General features: G+C 46.4%; 5 protein-coding genes. All 5 read right to left on the reverse strand.

Features of this window, described 5'->3' with window-relative positions:
• Window positions 1-19 precede the first annotated feature (19 nt).
• Window positions 20-1,453 (reverse strand): cellulase family glycosylhydrolase, encoded by a 1,434-nt coding sequence (locus DW896_RS08440; protein WP_005830286.1) that lies wholly within the window; start codon window positions 1,451-1,453, stop codon window positions 20-22.
• 130 nt (window positions 1,454-1,583) lie between these two features.
• A complete protein-coding gene (locus DW896_RS08445; protein ID WP_005834641.1) occupies window positions 1,584-3,041 on the reverse strand; it encodes a glycan-binding surface protein in 1,458 nt (485 codons plus the stop codon).
• A gap of 40 nt (window positions 3,042-3,081) precedes the next feature.
• Entirely contained in the window at window positions 3,082-4,704 is a 1,623-nt protein-coding gene (locus DW896_RS08450) for a RagB/SusD family nutrient uptake outer membrane protein (RefSeq protein ID WP_009037735.1), read from the reverse strand.
• A 43-nt stretch (window positions 4,705-4,747) separates the two neighbouring features.
• Window positions 4,748-7,924 carry a TonB-dependent receptor gene (locus tag DW896_RS08455; RefSeq protein WP_005834643.1) on the reverse strand — a complete coding sequence of 1,059 codons (3,177 nt, stop codon included), beginning with the start codon at window positions 7,922-7,924 and terminating at the stop codon, window positions 4,748-4,750.
• A gap of 119 nt (window positions 7,925-8,043) precedes the next feature.
• On the reverse strand, window positions 8,044-12,054 hold the full coding sequence (locus tag DW896_RS08460; protein ID WP_009037736.1) for a hybrid sensor histidine kinase/response regulator transcription factor: 4,011 nt from the start codon (window positions 12,052-12,054) through the stop codon (window positions 8,044-8,046).
• Window positions 12,055-12,074: the final 20 nt, after the last annotated feature.

Here is a 12,074-nt window from a genome sequence, read left to right on the forward strand (position 1 = left end):
ATTGATTATGAATATTTGTTTAATTCCGTGGATATTTAACCGGAATAGCCATCATTTCTTCTAAGAAGAGAGGGTCGTCGAACTGGCAAGTCTGTCGGTTGTATTGTCCCCCCGGAGTGTCCCATAGCATTGGGCACATGCCGCGCGAGTAGATGGCTTCGGTTACGGAAACACAGAAGAGTCTTATCACTTCCTTTGTTCTGTTTCTGGAGTCGGCGCAATATTCGCCTATGATGACGGGGATTCCTTTGTCTACGCAATTCTTCTTCAGTAGGTCCATATTGTCGTTCAGTTCCTTGAAGTCAGCTTCCGTTCCCCAGCTTTCCCGGCCTACACCCCAATCGACAACCTCGCCTCCACCCAGTATGGCAAAGTTTGCGGGAGTATAGTAATGCACTGTAAGAGCAAGTCGGTTTGCGGGATCATTCGGCATCTTGAACAAGGGGTCGTAAGCATACTCCAAGTTGGTGTTGTAGATTTCCACCAACAGATGACGTTTGGCGTTGTTGCCGCCACTGTTTCTTACTATGTCGACAAAGAGCTGGTTGAGGTCGTTCACGTATCCCAGTGCCTTTGCCTTGTCGGCTTCACTACCGCCCCACGGAGTCCAAATCTCATCGTATCCGATTTCATTCATTGGCTCGAACAGTAAGTGGTCACCGTACTTTTCGAAGCGTTCACATATCTGTTTCCAGATGGAAGTGAATTTTTCTTTTGCTTTGCTGTCGGTGGGTACTTGTTTAATCCATTCGTTTTCGTGGTGGATATTGATGATAGCCACCATGCCACAGTCGAGGGTCCAGTTTAGGATTTTCTCTACGCGGTCCATCAGGTCAGGATGCACTTTGAAGTCGTCGGACAGCAGATTGCCCCAGCTGACCGGTATGCGCAGAGATGAGTAGCCCGCTTTGGCATATCCTTCAATGATTTCTTGTGTGATAATAGGGCTTCCCCATGCTTGTTCGTAATTGAGAATGTTGCTTGGGTCTATCCAGTCGCCCACGGCATCCAGCGTGTTGCCTAGGTTGATGCCCAGTCCCATTTCGTTAATCAGTTGGTGGGTTGTGAGATTCTCGCGTACAGTGTATTTTTCCGGTTCATCGCTTTGGATATAGGCCGCCTGCTCCACGTTGATTTCTTGTATATGCTCCTTTACGCTGACGGTGATGATGGCGTTGCGCACGTCGGGCGTAGTGTTGGGTTCTACGGTTATGTTATAGATTGCCTGTACGGGAGTGCTGCTTTCCGAGGTTACTTTGCACCATGCTTCCGAACTTTGGAAAGTGGCTGGTTCATTGGGGGTGATACCGAATTTCTTGCTACCACCCGTTTGTTCAAAATGGAAAGAAGTAGGCTCTACGATGATTTTCAGCTCCTTTTTATCGTCAGAGCAAGCTGTCATCAGAAATAGAACCAGGCTGGTTAATAAGGTTTTCTTGAAGATTTGTGTCATGGTATCGGTAAAATTTCGTTTTAATAATTTCGGTGTATTTATTTTTAGACGCTGATTCAATTGAATCAGCGTCTAAGAGTTTAAAAGAAGGTGTCACTTTGTGTAATCCTGTGCCAGAATTTAATTCAAATTATTGTATCTTGACAACTCGGAAATTATCAAAATACATTTCGATGTTGTATGGACCGTTTTCGCTGGGGTTTGTCATCTGGAGTGCCAACTCGTCACCGTCACGTTTTTGGAACTCGCCCCAAGTGGTTTCGTCTACCAGTTCGGAGAGCGGAATGCTGCACTGCATCCATTGGCCTACTTCGGTTTTTCCGGTGAAGTCGCTCACCGGACGATAGTTCGTGTAGTTGTGAGCCTCATTCCCTTTGAGGTAGATGCGGAATACAGGACCTTCGCCATATTCCACTGCCACGAAGCATTCGAACTGCAAAGCCAGTTCGGAAGTCGGTGTATCGGTAGGCAGGAAGGCTGTGTCAATGCCCCATACGGCACCGTTCTGCAATTGGCCCCACCAGTAATTCCATGCTGAAAGTTCCCCTGATATGCTGTAGCATTTACCATCCGAGAAGAAAGGAGCTGCTGTACCGTCGGCAGTGACGGGTACAGCTTGCCCGCCCCAGGAGAACCAACCGATGTTGTCATAGTTCAATACTATATTCTCCAAAGGATAGAAGCCCGGAACTTCGGCAGTACCGCCCATTGTGGTAATGGCGAGTGAGCAAGTGCCTTGCGGTGCACGCGGCATGGTAAAGGTAAGCATATCGTTAGCTTCGCTTACGGTAACAGTAGAGAGATCTACCGAGCGATTGCCCATTGTGATGGAGGCGATATCCATAAAATTCTGTCCCAGTACGGTAACTGTGGTACCCGTGATAGGCATCATGGAGCTTACCTTGCTGATACTTGGTGGGAGGGCTGTGCGACGGAAGGGAGTAAATGCGGATGCGGTATAGCACTCCACTACCAGACTGCCTTCATCAATCAGGCCTGCGGGAGCATTGAATGATATTTCGTCAAAGTTCTTGTTTACCGTGTAGTCCGTTACTTCTACCGAAACAGGTGCATTGGTGATGTCGTCCACGGCAGTGGTGAAATAAACGCGCTGAATTTCGTAGAAGTTACCGCCCACGATGCGCAGAGGCGTGCCCGTCTCCACGGGGAAGGTTGTGGCTACACGGGTGATGTAGGGTGCGGGCGAGAGTACATGCATGGAGTACGTGGCAATGCCGTGCGAGGTCTCGATACGCAGTTCGCCTTTCAGTTCGGGGTTGGCACCCGTCAGTTGCAATTCGCCGGGGATAGTGAGGATGAGACTGGTGGAAGTGCCGTAGTTGCTATTGAACGAAACTTCTTGTTCGTTGATGAACACTTTCCGCACATCATTCAGATTTTCGCCGATGACTACAATCATGGTGCCCGGATTTACATCGGTGAACGTACTGTCGGCCTTCTCTGGGTCGACAAGACGGATGTGGTGGATTACGGGAACACCGCCGCCCTCGTCATCGTTGCAGGCGGTGAAAAGGTTGCATGCCAACAGGATGGTGAGCAACACAAAAGGAAAATGTATATATTTCATATTAAAGTCGTTATTTGAGATAATGAATGTATAACTTGGTTTATTCACTGAATTCGTATGCTACCGGTTCTTCGTTCAGTAGCGGATTCTGGATGACATCGCTTTCCGGATAAGGCATCAGGATGTTGCCGTGGTGGATTTCGATGTTCTCGCCCGGTTCCTGCCAATTTTCTATGCCTTCGAGGAAAGTGTCGCCTTCTTTCTTGCCGAAGTGGAGGTAACCGTCTTCGTCTTTCACGATGAGGTCTACTGTGTAGCCGCGGTGTTGGTTCTGGAAGTAATTCAGCATGTAGTCGGGTTTCCAGTGATACCACGATACCATGTCATACCAGTTACAATACTCCATCGAGAACTCTACGCGGCGTTCGCGAATGATGTCTTCGAAGGTTACGCGTTCCTTGCGGGGGATACGTGCACGGTCGCGCACCTGGTTCAATGCTTCCAGGCCGGGACCACCGGTCAGTTCTTCGCTGTTGCCCAGACAAGCTTCGGCATAGGTCAGGTAAACATCGGCAAGGCGTAGGATGTAGGTGTTGAGCGGAGAGTTCATGGACTGGATATAACCGTCGTTGTCGTCGTCCGGACCGCCCGGTACACCTTTTTTAATGCAAGAGGTGGCGCCGTCGTAAGTATAACCACCGTCGGCAATGCAGATGTATGAATAGTATGTACCCGGTGTGCAGAAGGTGGCGTTGCGGCGGATAGTGTCGCCCAACTCATATTGCTGGAGCATATCTATACTTGCCTGATAGCTGCTCCATACGTTTACACCGCCGGTCATCTTGCTGTTGCCGGCGAGGTCGGCAAGCAGAGTGTTGCATACGCCCCAATCACCCAGTGGCACCCACTGCATGGCAATGAGCGATTCGGGATTGTTGTTGTGCTTATACTTGAAGAGGTCTTCATAGTTTTCGTAAAGGCTGATGCCGCTGTTGTTTATCACGTCGGCGGCCAGTTCCTTGGCTTTCTCCAGGTCGGCGTTGTCGCGTGTGCCTCCTTTCCAGCCTGAGCGGGCGAGGTAGACTTTGGCAAGCATGCCTTTTGCACCCCATGCGTTGACACGTCCTTTGGCGGTTGCCACTTCAGGAAGATTCTCGACTGCATAAGTGAGGTCACGAATAACGAGTTCCAGCACATCTTCTTCGCGGTGGAGCGGTTGCATGGGATTGGCAACCACTTTGTCGTTGTCTTCGATGATGATAACCGGTCCCCAGAGGCGAACCATGTAGAAGTAGGCACAAGCACGCATCAGGCGGGCTTCGGCAATGGCTGTGCGCTTGGCACGTTCGCTTACGCTGTTGCTACATTTGGTCTGCACATCACTGATAACTGCATTGGCCATTGTAATGACCGAGTAGAAACCTGTCCATGCATTGGCAAGGTTTTCGCTCAGGGCTGTCACCTTGAAGTTGGTGAACTCGGGAGCTCCCCAGCGACTGAAGTTATCGTTGGCACGGTTACTGCCCAGCGGCACGATGGCGCGGGAGTTGAGGTCGAACCATGCACGGTTGTAAAGCGGTGCAGTGGCTTGTTCGAGTGCATCGTCGGAAGTGTAGTATGTCACATCTACGTAGTTTCCTTCGGGAGCACGTTCCAAAAATGAGTCGCTGCATGCCGTAAGCAGAAGGAGCGATGATATAAGGGTTAGAAATCTGTGTTTCATAACTATATTGAGATTTTAAATGATAAATGATTTGTCTGGCTCATTAGAAATTGAAGTTAAGGCCAAATGTATAGATACGTTGCGAAGGATAGCGCGCATCGTCCACACCACGTAGCAATACATTGTAGTTCAAAGCGCCTATTTCGGGATCGTAGCCTTTGTAGCCTGTGATGGTACAGAGGTTCTGGATGTTGACGTAGAGGCGCAGATGGTCTATCTGCAAACGGCGCAACCATTTCTGTGGGAAGGTGTACCCCAGCGAGATGTTTTTTATGCGGAGGTAGGAAGCGTCTTCAACAAAGCGGTCGGAGATACGGTTGTTGTCGTTGGCGCTACTGGTAGTGATGCGTTGTACTTTGGCTGCATCGGCGTTGGCCACGTAAACATTGGAAAGTACCTCGTCGCCCACTTCGGGGTCGTGCATGGCGATTTGGGCAATGCCGGTAGCTTCTTTCAGCAGGTTGCTGTTACGCATGGGATCGGTGAAGGTGCGGCGAATCAGGTTGATAGCCTTATTGCCCACCGAGCCGTTCAGGAAGATGTTGAGGTCAAATCCTTTATAAGAAAGGTAGTTGTTGAAGCCGAACGTGAATTTGGGTGCCGGATTGCCGAGGAACGTGCGGTCTTTCTCATCAATTACACCGTTGTTGTCGCGGTCTTCATAGATGTAGTCACCTACCCAGATGCCCGATTTGCCGATGGTCTGGTCTTTCGGGATGGCTACTTGGATGCGGTTGCCCGTTTCGTCGAGCAGGAAGTTGCCGTCGGCACCTTTCTTGTAGAAATCTCCTTCTTCCTTGAACATACCGATTACTTTATAGCCGTAGAACTGCCCGACCGGTTCGCCCACCATGGTGTAGGTCAGTGTTTCCGAACCGTTGATTCCCGAAATAGCGGATGATTCGGAGTAGAGCTTCGTCACTTCGTTGTGGTTGATGGAGAAGGTGAGTCCTGAGGTCCAGGTGAAATCACGTGTCTGGATGTTGTGCGTGTTCAGGGTAAATTCTACACCTTTGTTGGTCATGGCACCGGCATTGACCCACGGTGCACGAATCAGACCGCTTACGTAGGTAGGAAGAGAAGCTTGCATCAGCAGATTGTCCGTTTTCTTGTAATAAGCATCGGCGATGAACTCTATGCGGTTGTTGAAGAGGGCGAGGTCGAGTCCTACATTGAAGGAGTTTGTTTCTTCCCACTTCAGTTCACGATTAGGATAGTTGCCTGCATAGAAACCAGTACCCCAGATGGAGGCTGCCGAAGCCATGGTGACGCCGTAGGCATAGGAACCCGCCCATTGGTTACCTACTACACCCCAACCCAGGCGGAGTTTCAGTGAGTTGATGGCTTCCACATCTTTGAGGAAAGCTTCGTTGTTGACTTTCCAAGCCAATGCTACCGAAGGGAACCAACCCCAACGACTTTCTTTGGCAAACGAAGACGAACCGTCGGCACGGAGCGTAGCGGTCAGCAAGTAGCGGTCGTCGTAGTTGTAGTTCAGACGGCCGAAGTATGATTCGATGGCGGATGAACCACGGGAACTGTTGGCTTTTGCTGTTGTGGCATCACCCGCATCCAGTTCGTGTACGGAGTTGAAGAGGAAGTTGGTACGGCTGCCGCTCAGCGACTCGTACTTGTTTTCTTGCGCTTCGTGTCCCAGCATGGCAGAGAGGCCGTGTTTGCCGAAGGTATTATTATAAGTAAAGTAAGTTTTCAATGTCCAGTTGCTTCCGTTGCCGGCTCCACGGCTTGCTGACGACTGCTGCTTGAAGTGCTCGTAGTCGTAGGAGGGGGTAAACTTATAGTCGTTGCTGTAATTGAAGTTGGCGGCATATTCCGTGCGGAATACGAGTCCTTTCCACAGCTTGATGTCGGCAAAGGCGTTGACATAGACTTGTGTGTTGCGACTATAGTTTTCATTTTGGATAAGGTCGGAGAGGGGGTTGGAGAAGTAAGTTCCATACATGTTCTCCGTCTGCATGCCGAAACTGCCGTCCGGGTTGCGGGCAGGCACTTCGGGGAGCTGGTTCAGGGCATTGTAGATGGCACCCGAACCGTCTACGTTGTTGGTCTGCTGTGTACGGGCTACGGAGGCGCGCAAGCCGGTGGTGAGCCACTTGTTGATGTCGTTGTCCATGTTGACGCGGAAAGAGAAACGCTCAAAGTCCGAACCGAATACAATACCGTCTTGCTGCATGTAGCCGCCGGAGAGCGAGTATTTCATGCTCTTCGAACCTCCGGAGATGTTTATCTGATGGTTGTGCATCGGGGCAGTGCGGAAGATTTCATTCTGCCAGTCGGTACCGCGGCTGAGGAGTGAGGGGTCTTTGAACTCTTCGCGTGCACCGAAGCCGATGGTGGCGGCGCGGAGGTTCTGGTAAACTGCATATTCGGGGAGTGTCAGTGTTTCCAGTTTCTTGGGAAGCTGTTGCAAGGCATAGTAACCTTCGTAGGAGACCTTCGTTTTGCCCTCTTCGCCCTGACGGGTGGTGATGAGTACTACACCGTTGGAGGCGCGGCTACCATAGATGGCTGTGGCCGATGCATCTTTCAATACTTCCATGGAAACGATGTCTGCAGGGTTGATGGAACTGAGCACGCTGCTGTTGCTGGTGTTGTTGCCTGAGATGGCTACACCGTCGATAACGTAGAGCGGTTCGTTGCCGTTCAAGGAGTTGATACCACGGATGCTGACCGAGATACCGCCACCCGGAGTTCCGGAATTCTGGGTCACCTGCACACCGGCGGCACGTCCTTGCAAAGCTTGGTCGAGCGAGGTGACTACGGACTTTTTCAGTTCGTCACCCGTCACGCTGACTACGGAACCGGTCAGGTCACTGCGTTTCATCGTACCGTATCCCACTACTACTACTTCGTCCAGCATCTCATTGTCTTCTTGCAGCAGTATGTCGATGCGGGTGGTGCGCTCTACTTTCACCTCTTTGGTGCGGTAGCCGATGTAAGAGACTATCAATGTTTGTCCCAGATTTGCCTGGATGGTGTAACGGCCGTCGATGTCGGTAATGCCGCCCGTATTGGTTTCTTTCACTTTGACGGTGGCTCCTACAAGTGGCTCACCGCCCGATTCTGATTTAACGATACCGGATACTGTTTTGGTTTGTCCATACGTGGAAACAATACCCAAACCTAGTAACACGATAACAAGCAATTGTCTCAATTTTGTCCATTCCCATTGAGAGCATACATTTGCGTGTAACTTCATAATACTTTAATTTAAGATTTAAAAATAACTGTTATTAAAAGCTACTGCAAATATGGAAAGTTATCATAATAGCATAGGTCTATCATGTCTCAAATAACATACCTTTATGTTTCAAGTTATCATTTTAGACTGCGGATGTAATCAGATGGTGATATTCCAAATTCATTCTTGAAGTTTACAGTGAACCTTTTTGGAGAACTGAATCCCACCTCATAGGCAATTTCTGCAATTTGTTTCTGGCTTTCCTTTAGAAGTTGCTTACTGCGCTTCAAACGGATAATCCGGATGAATTCTGCCGGACCTTTACCGGTGATACACATCAGCTTTTTGTAGAGATGGCTACGACTCAACCCCAATTCTGCTCCTAACATTTCCACAGAGAAGTCGGAATCACTCATGCGCTCTTCTACTATTTTGATAGCTTTTTCAATAAATTGTTCGTCTAGTGGAGTGATTGTTATTTCATTAGGTGTCACTTCTATTTTCTGACTGAATTTACGATGGCTTTTTTCTGTCCATTCAATAAATTTCCTGATGCGCAGCTTTAGTAATTTGAAGTCAAAAGGCTTTACGATATAGTCATCGGCTCCTTGCTCAAATCCTTCACTTTTGTATTCTTCTGCCATACGGGCTGTAAGCAATATAACGGGAATGTGGGACCATTGCATGTTTGTTTTGATTTGCCGACATAGCTCTGTTCCATTCATCACTGGCATCATGATGTCGCTTATTACAATATTGACACTGTTTTTTTCTAATATCTTCAATGCCTCTGCTCCATTGTAGGCAACCTGTATGGCGTATTCATCGGACAGGTATTCAGACATGAAACTACAGAAATCCTTGTTGTCGTCCACCAACAAGATGGTATACCGCAATTCTTCCGCATTTGGAACGGGAAGTTCATTCGGAGCTTTGTCATTGTTTAGCAGTTCCGGAAGTAATTCCTCCTTTTCACTGGCATATGTGACGATAGGCAATTTAACGGTAAATACGGAACCTTTAGGAAAATTGTCTGTAACGGAGATTGTTCCTTTGTGTAGATGTACATATTCGTTTGCAATATGCAGGCCGATTCCACTGCCGGTTTTTTCCGAAGTTTGTTGCACCTGATAAAAACGTTCGAAGATATGTTTCTTGTCTTTGTCTATGATACCTTGTCCGTTGTCTGCCACACAGATGCATACATTGTCATCTTCGCGATAAAGATGTACATTGATTTCTCCTTTATCAGGAGTGTATTTGAAGGCATTGGACAACAAGTTGTTCATTACTTTTTTTATTTTAACCGGATCGAAGGACATGTTCAGGTTTTCTACTTCGCACATGAAACAGAAGCTGATGGTATGGTCAAGAGCATACTCTTGAAAAGTACTGCAAATCTCGCGGATAAAGTTGACAATATCTCCCGATTTGTAATGAGCTGTCTCGGCTCCTACATCCAGTTTCCGGAAATCAAGCAGAGAGTTTATCGATGTAAGTAATTGTTGTGCATTTTTATTGATTGTATTTAGTTTTTTGCGTATTCCGTCATCCAGGGTTTCTGACAATAACATTTGTAACGGGCTAATGATAAGCGTCAGTGGTGTACGTAAATCATGGCTTATATTTGTAAAGAACTTTAGCTTCATCTCATTCAGGAGCAACTTTTGTTCTTGCTCCAGTTTTGCTCGTTGTTGCTCCAGTCTTATGTTGTGATGCTTTTTGAATCGGTATATTACATAGGATATTATACCAATGGCAAACAATATGTATAAGATGATAGCAACATTACATAAATATATTGGAGATGAAACGGTTATATTCAACTCACTAGCTTCGTCATTCCATATACCGTCACTGTTACAAGCTTTAATCAATAGTTTGTAATTGCCAGGAGGAAGGGTGGTGAAAGCTACTTTGTTCTCGTTTGTATAGTACCATTGGGTATTTAATCCTTCCAGTTTATAGGCATATCTTATTTTATCAGCATTCAGCAAATCGCCTGCGGCAAATTCGATGGAGATTAAATAATCGTCATATCTGACAGACAATGATGGGGTTCTGCCAAGTACAGTTGTTAATAGTTTACGCCCTTCATATATTGAGTCTACTTCTATATGTTGATTGCCAATGGTCAGATTTGTAAAATACACCTTTGCCAGCGGTCGGCTCTTTTCGGTCAGCTTGTTCGGATTTATAGATGTATAGCCACTGGTGCCTCCCAGCAGTAAATCTCCGCTGGACAATTTACAAGCGGAATGGGAGTTGAAATGATTTTCTGGCAATCCGTCTCTGGTAGAAAGATTCTTGAAAGAAAAGTCTACTCCTTCCTGGGTGTCTGGGGTTACTTCCAATATAGACAATCCGTTACTTGTTGCAAGCCACATGTTACCATGATTGTCTTGGGTTATACTGTTAATGAGATTGTCACACAATCCGTTGTTTACGTCGAACCAGTGTAGTGAATCATTTTTTAAGTCCCAGGCAGTCAATCCTTGTTTATGGGCTAACCACAATATATCTCTGTCGTCCTTGAATACAGTGGAAATGAAGAGCTGCTTGAATGGCTGTGTCTCTTTTCGATTGGCATAAATCATTTCGGGTTTTCTCGTCACGATGTCCATTACACAGAGTCCGTATGTAGTCCCGATATACATTTTGTCTCCATAGTCATAACAGATATTGAGTACATTGATATTATTCCCATCAGGTAGTAGATAACTTGTCGCAGTATTTGTGTCCGGATTAAAACAAACCAAAGTTTCCAGTACATAACCTATCCATAAGTTTCCATATCGGTCTTCCTTCATACTCCATACGCCACTGTATGGCAGTTGGCTGTTCTCTGGAGTAAAATGGCGAATACTGTTGTTCTCATAGCAGAACAATCCGTCTTGATAACTTCCTGCCCAAATCCGTCCTTTATGGTCTTCGAGAAGACTGATGATGGCTATGTCGGGGATGGATAGTTTGCGAATGGCAAATCCTTTTTGCTTTTCTTTTACATAAAGTCCGTTCCCATCTGTTCCCAGCCAAATGTTTCCGGCCTTATCCTCTAAAATGGAGGCTATATCACCGCATTCTTTATGCTGGGTATCAATAAATTCATGGAAGCTTTCGTGATAATAAGAAACTCCTTTTTTGAAATTTCCTAACCAAATGACGCCTGAATCATCACGGTAGATTGTATTTATTCTGTTGGAAGCAAGGGATGTGGAAGACATAGGGGTATTCAGGAGGTTGACAAGGTTATCATTTACGTAGTCATAAATGAATACTCCTTTATGGTCCGTTCCTATCCAGACATGTCCGTTCGAGTCATCCAGTATGCTCCTTACCGCATTACTTTTTGTCTCTATTTTGGAATGGAGATTGATTTGGTTCCATTCCGATTTTATGTTTTTCTTATAGAATATTTGTTCATCGGTATATGAATATAGCCAGATGCCTCCATGATAATCAATGTATATGTGCTTTTCGATAATAGAGTTGGAGGGTAAGCTGATGTTATCTACCCGTTTACATTTCTTTGCGTTGTTCTCTAGTTTCAATAAGGTCGAATTCCAAAGAAGATATAGGTTTTCACCATCATCGCTGATACTCAGTTCCGGAGTTTCTTCTGGAAAGTTTTCTATTTTGAATATTTTAAGGGTTTTATGAGAAAAATTGAAGTAAAAAGCATTTTGGCCTTGCAGTACCCATAAATTGTGTCTTTTGTCAACATGTACTTTGTAGGTACCATTTATCTGGATGCCTATTTTAAGGAGGTATGAGGGAATATCGGTAATGAAGTTGTCTTTGTCTCGGTCGTATATACAATATCTTGCCTCGCTTCCAATCCACAAATTGCCCAAACCGTCTTCCTGTAAGTTCCAGATGTCGTTAGACAATAAAGAATGGATGTCTTTTTCTTTGGGTTGATACACTTTAAAGTTATATCCGTCGTATCGGTTCAATCCATTGGCGGTCCCTATCCATAAAAAGCCTTCACAGTCTTTCAATATGGTTTTTACGTTATTGTTTGAAAGCCCGTTTTCTACTTTCAGATGGCGAAATACATACGGAGTTTGTCCTGCTAACGGCAGATAAGCCAGTAACAGAATAATGAGGGGGAACACTAATTTGTGTAAATAGTTTGTAAAAGACATACTATATAATCTGAAATTGA

Origin of the sequence: Bacteroides sp. AM41-16, assembly GCF_003603495.1 — a bacterium.
GTDB classification, from domain to species: Bacteria; Bacteroidota; Bacteroidia; order Bacteroidales; family Bacteroidaceae; genus Bacteroides; species Bacteroides uniformis.